Source organism: Desulfitobacterium metallireducens DSM 15288, from assembly GCF_000231405.2.
Taxonomy (GTDB): Bacteria; Bacillota; Desulfitobacteriia; order Desulfitobacteriales; family Desulfitobacteriaceae; genus Desulfitobacterium_A; species Desulfitobacterium_A metallireducens.
The window spans coordinates 1446708-1464473 of the sequence record NZ_CP007032.1 but is presented as its reverse complement, the minus strand read 5'-3'; the positions used below and the strand labels follow the sequence as shown (position 1 = coordinate 1464473).

At 41.6% G+C, this 17766-nt stretch carries 14 protein-coding genes, 1 tRNA gene and 1 riboswitch; of the genes, 3 read left to right on the top strand and 12 right to left on the bottom strand.

Going from position 1 to position 17766, the window contains the following annotated elements:
- Positions 1–17: 17 nt before the first annotated feature.
- From DESME_RS07050 to DESME_RS06995, 12 genes are all read right to left on the bottom strand, one after another.
- Entirely contained in the window at positions 18–656 is a 639-nt protein-coding gene (locus DESME_RS07050) for a response regulator (protein ID WP_006715409.1), read from the bottom strand.
- Positions 653–1792: a sensor histidine kinase gene (locus tag DESME_RS07045; RefSeq protein ID WP_006715410.1), complete on the bottom strand. Its 1140-nt coding sequence runs from the start codon at positions 1790–1792 to the stop codon at positions 653–655. Before DESME_RS07045 ends, DESME_RS07050 begins: the two co-directional genes overlap by 4 nt.
- A 68-nt stretch (positions 1793–1860) precedes the next feature.
- Positions 1861–2775: a hypothetical protein gene (locus DESME_RS07040; protein ID WP_006715411.1), complete on the bottom strand. Its 915-nt coding sequence runs from the start codon at positions 2773–2775 to the stop codon at positions 1861–1863.
- A 157-nt stretch (positions 2776–2932) separates the two neighbouring features.
- The gene (locus DESME_RS07035; RefSeq protein WP_025248712.1) at positions 2933–3727 is read right to left on the bottom strand and encodes a methyltetrahydrofolate cobalamin methyltransferase; all 795 of its coding nucleotides are present in this window, start codon (positions 3725–3727) and stop codon (positions 2933–2935) included.
- Positions 3728–3746: 19 nt separating this feature from the next.
- On the bottom strand, positions 3747–4715 hold the full coding sequence (locus DESME_RS07030) for an acetyl-CoA decarbonylase/synthase complex subunit delta (protein ID WP_006715413.1): 969 nt from the start codon (positions 4713–4715) through the stop codon (positions 3747–3749).
- A 58-nt stretch (positions 4716–4773) separates the two neighbouring features.
- Positions 4774–5532, bottom strand: a complete 759-nt coding sequence (locus DESME_RS07025; protein ID WP_006715414.1) for an ATP-binding protein — start codon at positions 5530–5532, stop codon at positions 4774–4776.
- A 45-nt stretch (positions 5533–5577) separates the two neighbouring features.
- Positions 5578–7488 (bottom strand): ASKHA domain-containing protein, encoded by a 1911-nt coding sequence (locus DESME_RS07020; protein ID WP_006715415.1) that lies wholly within the window; start codon positions 7486–7488, stop codon positions 5578–5580.
- Between the two features lie 87 nt (positions 7489–7575).
- On the bottom strand, positions 7576–8904 hold the full coding sequence (gene acsC, locus DESME_RS07015; RefSeq protein WP_006715416.1) for an acetyl-CoA decarbonylase/synthase complex subunit gamma: 1329 nt from the start codon (positions 8902–8904) through the stop codon (positions 7576–7578).
- A 113-nt stretch (positions 8905–9017) separates the two neighbouring features.
- Positions 9018–11198 (bottom strand): acetyl-CoA decarbonylase/synthase complex subunit alpha/beta, encoded by a 2181-nt coding sequence (acsB, locus tag DESME_RS07010; protein ID WP_006715417.1) that lies wholly within the window; start codon positions 11196–11198, stop codon positions 9018–9020.
- A gap of 19 nt (positions 11199–11217) precedes the next feature.
- Positions 11218–13236 (bottom strand): anaerobic carbon-monoxide dehydrogenase catalytic subunit, encoded by a 2019-nt coding sequence (gene cooS, locus DESME_RS07005; protein WP_006715418.1) that lies wholly within the window; start codon positions 13234–13236, stop codon positions 11218–11220.
- An 82-nt stretch (positions 13237–13318) separates the two neighbouring features.
- Positions 13319–14095, bottom strand: a complete 777-nt coding sequence (locus DESME_RS07000; protein WP_006715419.1) for an ATP-binding protein — start codon at positions 14093–14095, stop codon at positions 13319–13321.
- A gap of 444 nt (positions 14096–14539) precedes the next feature.
- A complete protein-coding gene (locus tag DESME_RS06995; RefSeq protein WP_006715420.1) occupies positions 14540–15400 on the bottom strand; it encodes a DegV family protein in 861 nt (286 codons plus the stop codon).
- A gap of 222 nt (positions 15401–15622) precedes the next feature.
- Between DESME_RS06995 and DESME_RS06990 the strand changes: the two genes are divergently transcribed.
- The 3 genes from DESME_RS06990 to ribD all read left to right on the top strand — a co-directional run bounded on the left by DESME_RS06990 (position 15623) and on the right by ribD (position 17755).
- Positions 15623–15699: transfer RNA gene (locus DESME_RS06990), tRNA-Pro, on the top strand.
- Between the two features lie 74 nt (positions 15700–15773).
- A complete protein-coding gene (locus DESME_RS06985) occupies positions 15774–16307 on the top strand; it encodes a GNAT family N-acetyltransferase (RefSeq protein ID WP_025248711.1) in 534 nt (177 codons plus the stop codon).
- Positions 16308–16351: 44 nt separating this feature from the next.
- Positions 16352–16465, top strand: a riboswitch (FMN riboswitch).
- Between the two features lie 159 nt (positions 16466–16624).
- Positions 16625–17755, top strand: coding sequence for a bifunctional diaminohydroxyphosphoribosylaminopyrimidine deaminase/5-amino-6-(5-phosphoribosylamino)uracil reductase RibD (gene ribD, locus DESME_RS06980; RefSeq protein WP_006715422.1), 1131 nt, complete (start codon positions 16625–16627; stop codon positions 17753–17755).
- The last annotated feature ends 11 nt before the right edge of the window (positions 17756–17766 follow it).

Sequence of the window (17766 nt, the reverse complement as noted above, 5' to 3'; positions counted from 1 at the left end):
ATTACAATAAGAAAATGTTAATCCAAACTTACTAGCTTAAGCTTGATCGCTTTTAAAGCAGCTTGGGTACGATCTTCTACCTCGAGTTTACGAAAAATACTGGAGAGATGATTTTTCACTGTTTTTTCGCTTATAAAAAGAGCTTGTCCAGTTTCTTTGTTTGAAGCTCCTTTTACAACATAGGTCAGAATTTCTAATTCCCTGTCACTCAGTCCATAATTTTGTTTATATTGAGGAGGATGCGATAATTGTCCTAAAAGTTTACCCGTTACTGCTGGAGAGAGAATGGGTTCACCATTATTGACTTTAAATATCGATTCGACCAAGGTCTTGGGCTCCACATCTTTCAATAAATATCCAGCAACCCCGAGCTGAAGAACTTGAAAGACTTTTTCATCAGAATCATCAACTGTAAGTACAAGAATACCAATTTCTTGGTGTTCACGTCGTATGACACGACAGGCTTCTAAGCCATTGACCCCTGGCATATTTAAGTCCATAAGCAGAACATCAAATTTTTGTGACCGGGCAATATTTATAGCTCCTTGCCCATCGCCTACCTCAGTGATAACTTGGATTCCTTCTTCGAATTCAAGAATTCGTCTTAATCCTTCACGGAGGAGCGGATGATCATCAGCAATTACTACTCTTATCATTCCATTTCCTCCTCTTTTTTATAGGGGATTGATAATTCAATCGTCGTGCCTACCCCAGAGGGAGATATAATGGAAAAATGTCCAGAAAACATTTCTACCCTTTCCTTCATTCCGATAAGTCCAAAATGTTCACCGGGATTATCTAACACTGCATCGAAATCAAATCCTTGACCAAAATCAATGATTCGTGCAATCGTTATATCCTCTTTAAAGTTAATTTCAATTTTAACCTTTTCAGAATGCGCATGCTTCGCAACATTGGTCATTGCTTCTTGAATCAGGCGAAAGATCGCAACTTCCATCGCTGGAAGCAAACGATGCTCCCGCCCATTCACTTTAAATTCACATTCAATTTCATAAGTTGATTGGAAATTATCCATAAAACGACGTAATGCGGGAACTATTCCAAGGTCATCAAGTGCCATTGGACGAAGATCAAAAATGATTCTGCGAATATCCTGTAAGTTCGAGCGGACAAGCGCCTTCAAATCATGAAGTTCATTCTTAGCTTGTTTTGGATCAAGCTCTAATAGTTTTTCCGTAATTTCTAAACGCAAAACAATATTGGCCAAGTTTTGAGCTGGTCCATCATGAATTTCGCGAGCAACACGCCGTCGCTCTTCTTCTTGGGCCATAATAATTCGAAGAGCAACTTCTTGGCGTTTTTCTAAATTCTGATCTTGGGTCATTTCGTCAATTCCACTTTGAAGAAGATTAATGGCTAGACTGACCTGACTCATTAAATTCTCTGCTCGCTCAATCGTTATCATCATTTGCCTTAAAGCACGTTCTATATCATCGCGACGCGTACGTAATTGTAATTCTTTTGCTTCGAGAAGTTGTAATTGAACCTGGGTCTCTTTAGCATTTTCGTAGGTTTCCATCATTTCTTTTTCAGTAAACTTTTTATAGTCCCGACTTACTTCCATTAACTGTTGACGCATCTTACGATCTACTTTTTGAAACTGGTCCACTTGTTTGATTGTTTCTGAAATGTCCATCCGGAGCCGGGCAAGTTCTTGGGTTAGGCGTTGCGTTTCTGTTCTTGATGATTCAGCAATGTTGAAAATTTCCTCTTTTCCTGTTTCGATAGCCAATAAGGTTTTCTTCATAATCTCACCCAAGCGGTCTGCCACTGTCGTCCCTCATTTCAAGTGTTAATATAATTTATAGTATTCGACAGCAATTTTAGGAATCCTACCTTTTAACTTAAAAAGGATGAAGAAGTCTTCGCATTTACCGACTTCCGCAATGCTTGACGGATGAAACGTTCTAAGCGCCTAGAATAAAATAGGTCTTCTTGTTGACAAATAATTACTGTCAAGCCTTGTTTCTCCAATCTTTTTTTCATGTCCTCTGTTTCGGAGAAGTTTTCCTTGGAAATTAAAAAGGCAAGGTTATCAATTTGTATAAAAATCGGAATTTCATCTATATTTATATTCCAAAGGGGTTGCATTTCAGGATAAAGTTTTTTGAGGATCATTAATAATTGTTCGCCTTCGACCGGGTACGATTTAACACGTTCTATCTTAGGAGGAATTTCTGTTTCAATTAAAGTAAGTCCTGCTTCAGAGGAAGCAATTTTCGGTTCAGGAAGAATTGAAGGAATAGGCTCATTAGGTGGGGTAAGGGGAGAAAATCCTGCAAAAACATTGATAGCAACACAATTCTCATTATCGAAAACAGCAACTTCGGGAATAATTACTTGAGAATAGTTCTCTGTTTTCTCAGGTCTTCGCGTGAGTTTGATTTTTGAACTTGGTGTTTCTTCAGAAAGCGCTGAATCGGGTATATCCGATTCAACTTCACTAGTTTGTACGTTTGGTAATCCTGATTTAATCATATCCTCCATCAGACGATAGAACTGAGGAAAGTTATCGATCACGCGAGGGTCTGGAAGACGTTGCTCTACAAGTTGGCGAATTCCTTCCTTCAGTGTATCTTCAGGAAAATCAGAAAGGCCTTGAAGAATGCCAGCTATCCTATTGGCAGCCTGCCTTCCTCGTGAAAATTCCGAATCGGCATCAGAACCATTGAGCAGGCATACGGTAAAAATCTTTTCAATCAATAAATCAACCCATGCTTGGACATCTGTATTTTCTTTGAAATAGGTCTCCATGTTTGTCCACCTCCGCTAGCTATTCTAATTTGATAGCTATGCGATTTGTCAGGATTGTATGATACAAACATTAAATAAAAAACGAAGAATACCTACTCCCGTGATTCGAGAGCAGGTATCTTCGAATTATAAAAATTTAACTTCTTTCTATAAGAAATTAACGTTGACGGAAAACTTTCAAATAAGAATCTGCATATATGCTGTTGTTCAACAAAATTTCAGCTGTAGCCGCAACATCGACAAGATCGTCATCATTAGCATCCATAATGGCTGCGTCAAGCCCACAAGCCATTGCCATTGCCATATATGTTCGATTAATTAAATGACGGTCAGGAGATTTTTGAGATACATTCGAGAGACCTAGGACTGTCCGAGGAGCAGGGTTAGACAACGTTTTAATCATTTGAAGGGATTTTAGCACTTCTGGTGCATGCTCTTGGGCAACATTAACTGGTAAAATGAGCGGATCAATAAAAAGATCTTCCATTGGTAAGCCAAACTCGTCAGCGGCTGCGACAAGCTCCATAGCGAACGCCAGGCGGTTTTCTGAATCCTTTGGAATCCCCTTTTTATCCATAGTTAGTCCAATTACAGATGCGTTATATTGAACTGCCATCGGGAAAACTCTCTCGATTTTGGGGCGCTCTGCAGGAACTGAATTAATCATCGCAGGACGTTTACAAAGTTTAAGACCCGCTTCAATCGCATTGTAATTGGTTGAGTCTAAACATAGCGGTAATTCGGATACTTCTTGGATGACTTTAACCATCCATTCATAAGCTTGTGGTCTTTCTTCCGTGGGAACTGCAGGGCCCGAGTTGACATCGAGATAATGGGCTCCCCCTTCTTGTTGTGTTAAAGCCCACTGTTGTAAGGGTTTAGGATCTTTATTACGGAGGCCGTCTCCAATATCTTTAAACATTCCATTAATCCGCTCACCGATAATGATCAACAAAAACACACCCTTTCTTTTAAGCGTTAGCTTCCATAAGATCCGCAATATTTTGTTGCACAAGTCGCACTGCTGCAGGATTTCTCATAAGAAGAATACTAGCACCAACCTGAAGAAGTGCAGTTGCAGTCAAAGTCTCCCAGAGAATGGATCGATCTTGAAGCTCTCCCCAACCCGGGAATTCTTCTGCTAAGGCATTCGCTTCTTTTGCTCGATTAGCTTCATAACCTACTGTACAGATCATCGGCATCGAAAGCATTTTATCGTTAGCAAGAGCACCTAAACGAGCACGCTCCATAATCGAGTAAGCATACTCAATTCCATAGCCTAAGCCTCCGATCATTGGGTCAATCACAATGCGGTTCAGGGGTAAACCCATTTCACTAATAAGAATGTTTAATTGCTTACAAATGTTAATATCAAGTGGAGAACGCGCTATGACATTATGCTTGTGCACCATCGCTGCAGCTGTAATGGATTTGTAGTTATCCTGCTCTGCCAAACCGATGAGGAGATTTTCACCGGCCGCTGCTTCAGCAACAGCAGCCATGACTTCATTATCCTTATCTGAATCTTCACAACCCACAACTACTAGGGGAACACCCACTGCACCTAAAACTTCTTTTACAATGCGAGCGCAATCCTCGGGGCTCCTGTTCTCGCCATCTGGATTCGCGCCTATGAGTTTTAAGTAGATCATATCAGCATTATATTCTTCTACGCACTTTTTCGCCCAAGCGATCGGATTATCTAAAACATCACCAAACTGTTCCTTGATTACATCATTCCAAGGGGGGATGATATCGGTAACCTCCATCGCGATTACAGGACGATTTTCGACCTTTCCTTCAAAATGGAGAAAAGGTAAGGCACTGTCTCCCCCAGCTACGATAACCTTCGTACGGGTGCCTCCTTGATCTGGAGTAGCGCCGATAATAACTTGACCTACTTTACTCTGATATTTTTCTTTTACGAGTGTTATGGGCATCGCATTTCTCTCCTCTCTAGCCTTTTTGAATTCGGAGTTTAAGAAGCAATCTGGTACATTAAAAAATTTGAGTTCGTTCAAGGATTTTCTGCACCGCTTGAACTGCTTTTGAGTCATCGGGAAGATTGTAGAGGGCTTGCCCTGCTAAATCAAGTTCCACGACCGAAGAATCAAGTGGAATTTCACCGATTAACTTGAGTCCGGTTTTCGCAATTTCTTCAGAAAGCGCATCCAAACTATTATCTGAAGTTTTAGTAACTACTAAATAAACTTCACCCACTGCCGAATGCAAACCTTTAATTAAATCATGAACACGTCCAGCGGAGCGAATTCCACGAGCTGAAGAATCGCTAATAACAAACATCATGTCCACATGCGGAATCGTTCTACGACTGATATGCTCTAAACCTGCTTCGGTATCAATGGCAATCAGGTCATAGTTACTTCCCAAATTCTCTAAGTATTTTCGAAGAAGATCATTGGGATAACAGTAACAACCCGGGCCTTGCGGTCCGCCCATGACCAAAAGATCAATATCTTGTGATTCCACAAGTGTTTGTTGAAGTTTGTATTCAACGAACACATCTTTTGGCATCCCTGCTGGGATCGCTTTAGGATTTTTCGTCTCTTCCAAGAGATCAGAAATTGTCGCTGTAACTTCGAGCCCAAGGGCTTCATTTAGGTTGGCATTTGGATCAGCATCAACAGCTAAGATAGAAATATCACGATTGTTATTTATAATTTGTCTAAGCAAAAGGGCTGTGAATGTTGTTTTTCCTACCCCGCCTTTTCCTGCAACGGCTACGTATTTTGCCATATTAATATACCTCCAAGCTTTTTGTAAGAATTGTCAGGATGTAGTTTATCCTTCAACCGTAGGGAATAGGGACAAGTCAGTATGAGGCAAGAAAAGGGCTGATACAAACTCATCCATAAAAGTAGTCCCGATGGAGAGCTCTACATACGTGATTTTCCGCGCTAAGTCAGCCGCTTCGCGCCAGGCCTTTTGTGATAACAAGGCTAAGCAAGCCCCTTTAACAGAAGAGTTACCAATAAATTCATATTTCTCGGCTGGCAAGTCAGGAAGTAAACCAATTTGAACCGAGTCAGGAACATTGAGGTAGTTTCCAAAGCCACCAGCGATATCAATCCGATCAATCAAATCAATGTCCATAGCCACCATTTGTAGCAAAGATCGAATACCCGCATAGATAGCGCCTTTTGCCCGGATCAGATTCTTAACATCATTTTCCGTAATGACAATATCCTTATCCCCACCAGCTTGATGCGCCCAAGCAAGGACAAATTCTTTATCATCTGGCGTTTGACGTAAGCGTGCTGAATAGGAAGAGCGTTCAAGCTGAAAATTACCCGCTCGATCAATAATTCCTGCTTTACGCATTTTCGCTAAGCAATCTACCAGTCCAGATCCACAAATCCCGACAGGAAGAATTCGCCCTACAACAGTAAGATTCACGTCCAAAGTTTCAGGATCGATTTCAACTCGCTCGATTGCGCCCGACATGGCACGCATCCCAAAATTAATTCCGCCACCTTCAAAACATGGACCGGCCGAACAAGCACAGGAAACGAGCCAGTCTTGATTTCCGAGTACAATCTCACCATTTGTGCCAATATCAATAAAGAGAGTAACCTCCTCCTTATTCGCCATATCCGTAATGAGAGCACCTGAGACAATATCTCCGCCTACATAACTGGCAACAGACGGATAGGAATGAACTAAGGCCTCAGGCAGGATATGTAGGCCGAGTTCTCTTGCTGGAACAGAGGGTGTAAGACTAACTGTAGGAATATATGGTTCTAAACGAAGATATCGTGGGTTTATCCCAAGGAATAGTTGGGTCATTGTAGTATTGGCAGCTACAACTGCTGCTGTTAGATCGGCCTGTATTAAGTTTTGACGTGCAAGCAATTTGTCCGTTAGTTCATTTATAGTGTCGATTACAGCTTGGTGAATCTCTTGCATACTATCAGGTGTCTCAACGGCATAGACAATCCTGGAAATGACATCATCACCGAATTTAGCTTGCTTATTGTATGTTCCCTGTTTATCCTCAATCGCACCCGTTTTAAGATTAACAAGGTAAACAACAACAGTAGTTGTACCGATATCAATGGCTAACCCATACGGTGGTTGCTCATTTCCTGGTTCGATCCGAGTTATCGTGTACTTGTCGTCCAAATCAGTCAAGGTAAGGGAAACATCCCAGTTCGCTTGACGAAGAATTTCGGGCAAATCACGTAAGACCGATAATGGTATCTCAATATTTTTTTCATAAGGAAGGTTCCGTTTGAGTTCCACAGATAGCCTGGCCCAATCACTCGCATTGTCTGTTAACGTGGGTTCAGGAAGCTGAACTCTGATTTTATTCGCTAATGGTTTATGCCCATATTTGTCAAGGATGTCGTTTGTAGATTCCTGTAAAATCCCTTTTTTAACATCTCCCATCAGTACCTGATGTTCCTGAAGGCGAGATTCTGGTGGTACCTCTACTGTTAAATCACCTTGCACAAAGGACTGACAAGCTAGACGCACACCATGAGCAATTTGATCTGGGTTCAAATTTCCTGTTCCAGTCGTTTCGACTTCGCCAGAAACAACCGTAACTTTGCAAGCTCCGCATGTTCCAGCGCCGCCACAGCCTGATTTAATATAGATTTCGGCTTTGGAAGCCGCTTTGAGCAGGGAGGTTCCTGCCTCAATTTCAATGGCTCTATTTTCTGGCATGAATGTGATTTGATATTGGGCCATGACTTTCCCTCCCCTGTTTATTCTAATCCCTCTTTTGGCAGTCTTATCTGCTTTCTTTCTAATCCACTACATATAATTTAAACCTGGTCAACCTTGCATGGTTCGGACGAAGGAAATAATACCACTCGACTCACGAGGCCCAACAACAACTTTCCAGCTCGATTTTTCCTGGAGCTTTCCAGAAATAACAGCAACTGCCCCCGGTATGATTAAATTACGATGATTAACCTTTTCCGCAACACCACTGGCAGCTAAAGCATCCGCAATTTTTTCCGGTTCGAATTTACCGGCTGCATAAGCCGTTAGGACTGAAGTTCCATCCGTATCAATCGGAAGGATGTAACTTGGAATTTTACTGGATTCAACTTCTCCTTCAACGCTGTAGTAGGTCAGCGAGAAGTTAGTCGTCACATAGACAGGAGAATTCTCATTAACATCTCCGATCACGTGAAGCGTGGGCTCAACTTGAATTGGTTTTTGCGGATCAGTATATAGATTTTGGCGGAGCGCCATAAGCGGAAGAATATGTGCTTTAATAGAAGTTTTTAAGACTATGGCACTTGCATATTTAGCCACATATACTGAGGCTTCTGCAATCTCATCTAACGGTTCATTTTTGCCAGTGAAGGCAATTACTGGATAACCAAACGGACGATATTTCTTTTTAATAGCTAGCCGCCGTAAATGGGTTAGGTTAGCCAAAGTTTGGCTCGTGCTACGCGAACCCGGGTCAAGAACAAATTCTTTGTACCCCAGTTTTTGAGCACTTTCAACCAATTCATTTAAAGCGTCCAAACCATCAGCCTTGAGGATTACAGGTACTTTTTGCTCCTTCGCGAAGTTTACTACAGCCTCATAATTTTCAAAGGTTGCTGGACCAATTAACGGTTTCCGAGAAGCAATTCCAGGTACAGCAGCTTTTAAAGCATCCGGATTTTCACTAAGAACCATCAATGAACGCGAAGTAGCCGAAGCGACTTTCTCAACGACTTGGCTAAAACGGTCTTGATCACTAGATTCATTCACCACTGCAATTCCATCAATACTGTAGTGTAATCCAACCCGGTCAAACTCTAGGCCTTCAATTTCTTGGACTTTCGCCTCAATTTCAGAGTCTGTAAGCTTATCCGAAACTTTAATAAGTAAAGTTGTTGGATGATAGAACGTTTTGTCATGACGGAATAGAACCGTTTCATCACCAAGAACAGATTCATTTCCGAACTTAATTGCTTTAATTGGTGGAGCAGAGGCAGAAGCAAGATTTTCACGAGCCTCATCAGTTACATATGGACATGTCTCTAAGGCACCTTTACCCGCGGCTAAAGCCATCGCAAAAGCTAGACAAGTTGGAGTTCCGCATTCCCCGCAGTTTTTCTTAGGAAGCTGTTTATAAATTTCTAGTCCAGTTAATCCCATGTGACGGTTACCCCTTTCTTCTGATTTGATATTCCCCTCTGCTTTTCGTGAAAAGGTCTAAAGCAGAGGGGTAAAGATTCGGGAAACATACTATAGTTAGAATTAAATTCGCATTACATTAAAGGTTCAAGCGAATAGCACGGGTGCCCATTTTCCTCAAGGAAAGGCATAATTTCTTCGACCGTTGTCCCAATGGTTTCATCGGCAATCTTATCGATGAAATCTTCGCCCAGACCTTCATCGATGGATCGTTGTACAAAATCTTCACGCAGGAACTCCTTAAGTTCTTTCGGCATCCAGACAATGCGTGCAATACCACCATCAGCAGGAATAAATTTACGGCTGACAACATATGAACGTCCGATACCCATAAACCCAGGAGTCTGCAAGCCACCGCCAACGGTTCCTGCTAGGGTTGAGAAGGTCATACCACATGGAGTCATACCACTATGTTCACGAGTAGTGATCATGAGGCCATTAACTTCTGGAACAATTGCCATAATCGCTTCAAAACAGCCACAGGAGGTCATTGGTTTATCCATTAACGTATAGAGGTTAACTTCGTCTAACGTATTGTTAGAAGCAGGACGAAGATAATCATTACAACTTTGCCACATACCCTTAACTTCATCTATCGCCGGTCCTTTAGGAATTGGCTGGTTGGGTCCGGTCGGCGTAATTTCATAAGCTGCTCTTGCATCAAGCCAGCTGACTGCGCCACACAGGCCAACCCGTTCAGGAGTTGTGATGCAAACATGATTTGGTGCAAAGGACTGACAAAGGAGGCAGGAATAGAAGGTATCAACACTTTCATCAGTTAAACTTTTAAGACGAGCATCACGAATACGATAGCGTTCCCGAGCCTTGACTATATTCTCATTAACGGCAGCTTGATCGGTAAGAATGGTGATCTGAACACGGTCCACGATAGCTGGGAATTCTTGTTTAAATTTAGCGAGGAGAAGTTCTCCAATGTGTTTCATTAAGAAGCCCTTAGCACGTGCATCTTTCGAAATACGAACCCAGCAGAGATCCCGTTGCGCGACATGCCATATACCCTCTCCATAGTTTGTAAAGTAGTGGATGCGGCGCTCAAGAACACCTTCAAAATCTTCTTGCATCTTACGACCGTAGATATCCACCATAATACCAAGGGGTAAGCGGGTTCCTTCTGGCACTGAATCAATTTCAGGTCCAATAACCGTGATTTTACCATCTTCGACTTCATCTTGGGCAACCATGCGAACAAGCTCAAAGCCTGTTGTTTTTCCACCGCCGAACTCGACATAAGTATCACCTTTACGAATAGTCTCTCCTTCAAAGGCAGGCCCGAAGTTAACTGGAATCGGAACTTCAATATTCGTTAGCTTAATTCCTCGAACCTCAAGTGCGAGTGGAACTATTTTTTCGTAATCAGGCTCGGAAATATACCAATCTGGTATTTGCATGTCACTTCCCAATTCTTGATCGGTAAGAATAGGGAAACCCATAAAGATTGCTCCCATTGATGCGGCTACTTTGACATCATCTAATTCACCGAGACTAAGAACAAAAGCCCGAATACGACGACGCTGATAGTCACGGTGTTGTTCACGTTCACCTGCTGGGATTCCGCCGAAGGCCAAGCCAGCACGGAAAGCATAGTTTACAGCATGGATAACTGATGTGAAATTTCCTAAGGGGAAAGCGATATAATCTTCTCCAATCTTGACGTTCTCTTCAAGAAGTTGCTCGATGATTTCATCACAAAGAAAAATCATAAACCCTTTTCCCATAAGATTATCCACGATCTTTTTGGCTGCTTTAGAATCTTTAGCCCGACCGAGAATGACAGCAACACCAGGTATTGTCCAGTCAACCATCTTAATCCCATGTTTACGGACAATAGGATCACCTAAGAAACCAGTCCAGGGCGCTACTTTAGGCTCATCCCCACGTAAGTAATGGAGGACTTCAATAATTTCTGCAGCATAGAGGACAGATTCCCCCCAGAGACGTGCATTTTCGAAAGTTAGCCCTGTTTTCACTTGATTCCTCATCCGGTTAAGAATAGGGACGAGTTCATTTAAGGTTGTAACTTTTTGTCCGGATAGGCAAGTAATAACCGGTAAGTTATACGCGGTGTCAGGATAACCAATACTTTGTTCCTTACCGTAATCTTTGATGGCGCGATTAAGCAGAATTTCAGCATAAGTCATGGCAGTAATTGTACCGTCATAAGCTTTGCGTAACAGTTTTTTAGGCTCTTGTGAAGGGTCTTTAATAGCGTCTTCATAAATTTGCTCCATGGACATTGGACAGTTCCTCCTTTCCTTACCAACCTTGAGCGATTTGAGTATCGAATTTTTCAGAAGCTTGTTTATGAACTCTGAGTTTCCAAGTTCGATATTCTAAAGCATCAAGAATCTTTTTAGCAGCCTCTTGTGGCTCCATCTCAAAGATAAAATTACCGCCAAAAACATCATGGGCAATCTGAGTAGTAATTCCGTAGACAATATCGCTTCCTTCAATAAATGGCATAGCTCCAACATGAACTGGTAAACCCATGGCCACACCGAAGGTACCGATCGCTACTGCCTTCTCATGCATGGCTTCAGGAGCAGACGCAGCATAAGGAACTTTCGGAACATCAACACCAAGCTCATTAGCCATCGCCATAACGAGGTCTATACCCCGGCTATTGTCAACACAGGAGCCAATATGGAAGACCAAAGGTAGGCCTGTGCTAAGTTGCGGATTGGCATTTTCTAGAGTCTTAAGAAAACTTTTCAGTCCCTCTCCTGCGTAAGCATCAACAGCAGCTGGGCTCATTAACCCGGCTTTCGCTATTGCTCCAGCTGAGCACCCAGTTGCTACCACGAGGACATCATTCTTCACAAGTTCCTTAAGAATAGCAATATGGGATTCGTCCTGAGGACGTCTGAGATTGTTACAGCCTGCCATTTGAACGACCCCTTTTAGTTGACCATTCAAAATAGCGTCAGTGAGGACTGAAATTGGACGATTAGGATTGATCTTGGAGAAAATATTCGTTAAAGCTTCAAGGCTAAAACCGGCGACAAGTTTATGACGCTCATTGGGAATTGAGATTTTTTGAGGATCCCGATTCTTATAAGCTTCAATTGCAATTCGAACCAGCTTCTGTGCATCTTCCATTGCTGTTTCTGCATTAAACGCGATATGCTGTGCCCCAGGAGTTTTCATGATAGCTTCAGTGGTTACTATCTTTGTGTGGAAACACTCAGCCACTTGTTGAACAGATGGATAAATACATTGAATATCAACAACCATCGCATCAAGTGCGCCTGTTAAAATCGCCATTTCCTGGGAAGCTGAAGAAGTTGCTAAATATACTCCTTCGCGCATTAACAGTTCATTTCCAGTACAGCAAATCCCGACAATATTCACACCCTCTGCTCCCACTTTTTTAGCTTCATCTATCATCTTGCGAGCAGCTGTAACGACCATTTCGCTGAGAACTGGATTATGACCATGAACAGCAATATTCACCATCTTAGGATCAATGACCCCAAGGTTAGATTCCGATACAATCGGCTCTGGAACACCAAAAAGAATGTCACTTAAAGTAGTCCCGATATATTCTCCGCCCAAATCAGAAAGAGCGCCTTTAATGCCTCCGAAAATAAGATTGACAGGGTCATTATCTACACCCATTGCCGTTTGAGCCATGAGCTCGGTTACGGTGCCATCAATTGAACGTGGCATAACATTTGTGTGTTTGAATTTATTGCGGCGTTGCTCAATAAGTAAACTTTCTAGGAAAGCGAGTGGCCGGTCTTGATATCGTCCAAAATCTTCGTAAGCAATTTCAGTCACATCTTTAAAGATCTCCTGATCTTCACGATTCAAGATAGAAACACCAAGCTTGGAAGCTAATTTATGAAGCTTTTCTGGTGATTTTATTTCGTAATCTGGTGCATTCCCTTCGACCATAGCGTGAGCGGTGTGTAAAACATGGCGAGCATGTTCAGAGTGGGAAGCTGCCCCTCCTGCGATCATTCGAACTAAATTTCGTGAAACAATCGTATAAGCTGTAGCTCCGCAAATTCCTTTACTACCTGGGCCTTCTTCAGTTTTCACTCGACAAGGACCGGCTAAGCAGATCCGGCAACAAACTCCTTTATATCCGAATCCACATTGAGGTTGTTGAGCAACAAAACGGTCAAAAACAGTTTCAATATGTTGCTCTTGCGCTACTTTGAGCATTTCCAGAGCACCTTGGTCAATGGTGCGCAAGGGATTTTTTGGTTCGATCACACGCGGTGCATCCGATGGTCGGGCAGTGTGTGTTAAATCCCGATATCTGGGCATAATTCAAACCTCCTCCTTTTTACTCACTCAGATTACTCACTCAGAATGAACTCATAAAATTGGAATCTAAAACCGGACTTCCTCATCTCCCCTCTGAAATAATGTTTTTGTAAATGTTTTCTAGTTGAAAACCTGGGGTACCAGTAGGAAAACCGGCCGAGCCAGTGTTGACAGACATATCAAGCAATTCCTCGCTAAAAGGAATAAGGCCCAACAATGTCTCCGCCGAAAATTGGCTTTGCAAAAGTTGTTCTTCCTTAACATTGCGGATTTTATTACCGACGACGACAACTTTAGGAATTCCTAATTCTAACGCTAAGTTTTGGATGACCTTAACGGTATGTACACTGACTGTACTGGCTTCTGTTATAATAACGAGGATATCTACCCCTTGGGCTGTACCTCGAGTCAATTGCTCTATCCCTGCTCCCATATCTAAGATAACCGTGTCATCTTCGCCTAAGATTAAGGAATTCACAAGTGCATGAAGAAAACTATTTTCTTTACAATAGCATGAGGTTCCGCCACCTTTGATATTTCCCATCCTAAAAAAACGAATCAATCCTACAGGATCCCCTAATAAAATCGAGTAATCATCAAGAATATCATCAACCCTAGGATTGAGAGGATAGAAAGCGCCACTCCCCCCCATTCGTTCTTCAATAAGTTCTTTCATATCAACAATCGGCTTTAAGTCTGCTAATATATCATCTGAGATGCCTAAAACTGTACCCAAACTCGCATCAGGATCAGCATCAACGGCAAGAACCTGTATACCTCGTTTTGCTAACCAAAAGGCCAAATTTGCAGCAAAGGTCGTTTTACCGACCCCACCTTTTCCTGAAATAGCAATCTTCAATTGGGATCATCTCCTATTCTTATGAATCATGAAATCATGCATATTTCAAACATATAATTGCATGCTCTTATATTCTCTCATTACTCCTTTTTATAGCAAAAATCCCATTTTAAGTTTATTCTATTAAAGTTCACTAAATCCTGCAAAGATTCAGAAAATTTAATTGTTAACCTTCAATGGAATATTTTTTCGAGTGAATCGTTGTATTTCACTGTTAAATAGTTTCGTCGATTGTTTTTAATAATCCTTCTTTGTGAAACTATACTCAAATAATTCTGAAAATTACATATATACAATAATCTTCAGACTACTTATCTTTTCATGTCGATAATAGAAAGAAAAAACACCTTTTAACGTATAACTTAAAAAGGTGTTCACATTTTCATTTTAATCCATGTTTTAAAATAATATATAAACTCTCTATCCAATAGAATATAAGCCAGATTAAATTCTCGTTGACATCGGCCAAGGATGAAAGGCTAGCCCAGAAGCTCCAGGTCCGACATGAGTAGCTATCACAGGTCCAGCTTCAAACACGCGGATTTCATGGGCTGGATATTTCTCCTTAAGTGCCTTAGCAATTTCTTTTGCCTCTTCAGGTAAACCGACGTGCATTACTGCAATTCGGTAAGATACTCCTAAGGAATTTGCTCGTTCGAACTCTTTAAAAACTCTCTGCCAAGCTTTTCCCTTAGTTCGAACCTTTTCAAACACATCGATTTCACCAGAAACATTAAAGTAGAGAATAGGTTTAATTTTGAATAAAGTTCCAAATAACGCTGATGCTCCTCCGATTCGCCCGCCTCTTTGCAGATATTCCAGTGTATCAACGATAAAATATAGCTCTGTTTGTGATTTTAATTTGGATAGCTGATTAATGATATCTGAGGCACTAAGACCTATATCAGCCCACTCTGTAGCGGCCCAAGCAAGAAGTCCTAATCCTAAAGCTGAAGAACCCGAATCGAATATTTCTATAGGAACATCAGGAAGTAATTCTCGTGCCATTTGAGCAGTAGTTATCGTACCACTAATTTTTCGTGATAAATGGATACTTACAATTTCCTTGTATCCTGCAGTAATCAAGGCTTGATAAGTTTGGAGGAACGCACCCACTGAAGGTTGTGAGGTCATTGAAGTCCCTTTACCTAATTTAATGAAAAATTTCTCGTTAGAAAGTTCATTTTCAGGAAAACTTTCATCCTTAATTGTTACGGTCAGAGGGACGATCAAAATATTATTTTTATCAAGAATATCCGGAGTCAGATATCCTGTCGAATCCATAACAATGGCAGTTTTACGCAAAAATGTATCCTCCACTATAAGTATTCTATTTGTACACTTTATAAAAATTTCTATTTAAAAAATATCACCCTAAGTAGTATAACTAAAAAACAGTTCTCCTGCAATAAACGCAGAAAAGCCTTAAGTCAAGAGATTTTAAAAACAGGTTGAAATCATGTAGAGATTAAAAAGGATACTTGACAGTATGCCTGCCGTTTGTTAATATAAAACACGTTCGATAAACGGGGCGTAGCGCAGCTTGGTAGCGCGCTTGGTTCGGGACCAAGAGGCCGCAGGTTCGAATCCTGTCGCCCCGACCATTGTTAGTTAAGGGTTTTCTCATGATGAGGAAACCCTTTGTTGTATATCTACTTTGATGAATATGGGTGATTGCATGTTAAAAGGTCATAAAACATTGATTCGTCCTCTTGATTCAGACGATATTGAATTATTTTATCAATGGTATAATGACCAAGAAGTCAATCTTTGGTCAAGTGGAGCTTGGCCTCTTAATACTCTACTAAGCAAGGATGAACTCGAAGGTCGCTTTTTTGATCCAGATTCAGATGAACATCGTTATGCGATTACCAATTTACAACACGAACTTATCGGTACACTTGGTTTTCGCGAAGTAAATATTCCTGCCCAATCGGCTACACTTTTCATCGTGATTGGAGATAAGAATCATTGGGGACAAGGATACGGTACTGACGCGCTTAAAACTTTCCTTCATTTTTTATTTGGGCAATGGAATTTTCATCGTCTCAGTCTAGATACTTGGGATGGCAATCTACGCGCAATTAAAGCTTATGAAAAACTGGGATTTGTCTTAGAAGGAAAGCTGAGAGATGCCCATTTTGTAGAAGGACAATATCACGATGCCGTGATTTTTGGTTTGCTTCGTTCAGAGTTTTTCAATCACAGTTGAATTTCAACATGATTTAGAGTATGATATAAACAATTTCAAATGATAATACCCTCTGGGGACAGGTGAAATTCCTTACCGGCGGTAAAGCCCGCGAGCCGAAAGGCTGATCTGGTGAAAGTCCAGAGCCGACAGTATAGTCTGGATGGAAAGAGGAGCTAGCACAGTATTTCTGTGTCTTTATGTTCTTTTTTAGGTTTGTGCGTCAAGCACCCGGAGGTTTTTCGGGTGCTTTTCTATTTATTTAAGCCAAACGGGGAAACCTAAATTATTACAAACTAAACTTAGATTGAAATCATAATGATTTAGAGGGAAGATCCATGATTGACATACCAAATTTTAATGCAAATGATGAAAACTATATGCGCCGTGCTTTACAACTGGCTGCTCAAGCGATCGGAAAAACCAGTCCAAACCCTTTAGTCGGTTGTGTTATTGTAAAGAATAACGAGATTATTGGAGAAGGATTCCATCATAAAGCAGGCACCCCTCATGCAGAAGTTCATGCCTTGAGGCAAGCTGGCGAAAAAACCAAGGATGCAACCGCTTATGTAAGCCTAGAGCCATGCTCACATTTTGGCAGAACTCCCCCCTGTGCGGATGCCCTAGTTAAATCAGGAATTCACAGAGTCGTTATCGCTATGCAAGATCCTAATCCGCACGTGAGTGGCGAAGGCATCAATCGTCTACGGGAAGCAGGAATTCAAGTCGAAGTGGGGTTATGTGCTGCTGAAGCTGAAAAATTAAACCAGCCTTTTCTCAAAGCAATCCAAACCGGTCTCCCCTATCTTGTTTATAAAGTAGCTTCAACACTAGACGGAAAGATCGCAACTGAGACTGGTGATTCACGCTGGATCAGTAGTGAATCTTCACGCCTCTATGCACACGAATTAAGGAATCAACTCGATGTTATTCTTGTAGGAAGCGAAACAGTAGTTAAAGATGATCCAGCTCTCACCTGTCGATTACCAGAAGGACGTGATCCTGTCAGAGTCATCGTTGATGGATCTCTAAAAATTCCGCTGGAAGCACAAGTCCTTTCCCCTCTTTCTTCAGCAACTTGTATTATCGCAACCTCCCAAGCCGCTTCTCCTACCAAAATCGAGCATCTAAATAATTTGCCTCAAGTTGAAGTCTGGCAATATCCTACAGCACGGCACGTCCCCTTAAAAAAACTATTGCTTGACCTTGTGACCAGAGGGTGGAACAGCATTTTGCTTGAAGGCGGCGGAGGCTTAGCAGGAGCCTTATTTCAAGCTGAATTAGTGGATGAAGTTGATTTCTTCATTGCCCCAAAATTGATAGGTGGAAAAGGTCCTTCTCCCTTATCTGGCCTTAGAATTGATAAGATGTCTAAAGCAATCCCGCTCGATATCGAGGAAATTAGTCTAGAGACAGGAGATCTTAGAGTCCGAGCACAAGTGCAAAAATCTTATACAGCTGAAGATTAAGGAGGTGATTT

What these genes read in the sequence shown, in the direction of transcription:
- cooS (WP_006715418.1), bottom strand. Translation starts at nt 13,236, where the DNA reads ATGCCCAGATATCGGGATTTAACACACACTGCCCGACCATCGGATGCA.
- DESME_RS07050 (WP_006715409.1), bottom strand. Translation starts at nt 656, where the DNA reads ATGATAAGAGTAGTAATTGCTGATGATCATCCGCTCCTCCGTGAAGGA.
- DESME_RS07040 (WP_006715411.1), bottom strand. Translation starts at nt 2,775, where the DNA reads ATGGAGACCTATTTCAAAGAAAATACAGATGTCCAAGCATGGGTTGAT.
- acsC (WP_006715416.1), bottom strand. Translation starts at nt 8,904, where the DNA reads ATGGGATTAACTGGACTAGAAATTTATAAACAGCTTCCTAAGAAAAAC.
- acsB (WP_006715417.1), bottom strand. Translation starts at nt 11,198, where the DNA reads ATGTCCATGGAGCAAATTTATGAAGACGCTATTAAAGACCCTTCACAA.
- ribD (WP_006715422.1), top strand. Translation starts at nt 16,625, where the DNA reads ATGATTGACATACCAAATTTTAATGCAAATGATGAAAACTATATGCGC.
- DESME_RS07020 (WP_006715415.1), bottom strand. Translation starts at nt 7,488, where the DNA reads ATGGCCCAATATCAAATCACATTCATGCCAGAAAATAGAGCCATTGAA.
- DESME_RS06985 (WP_025248711.1), top strand. Translation starts at nt 15,774, where the DNA reads ATGTTAAAAGGTCATAAAACATTGATTCGTCCTCTTGATTCAGACGAT.
- DESME_RS07025 (WP_006715414.1), bottom strand. Translation starts at nt 5,532, where the DNA reads ATGGCAAAATACGTAGCCGTTGCAGGAAAAGGCGGGGTAGGAAAAACA.
- DESME_RS07030 (WP_006715413.1), bottom strand. Translation starts at nt 4,715, where the DNA reads ATGCCCATAACACTCGTAAAAGAAAAATATCAGAGTAAAGTAGGTCAA.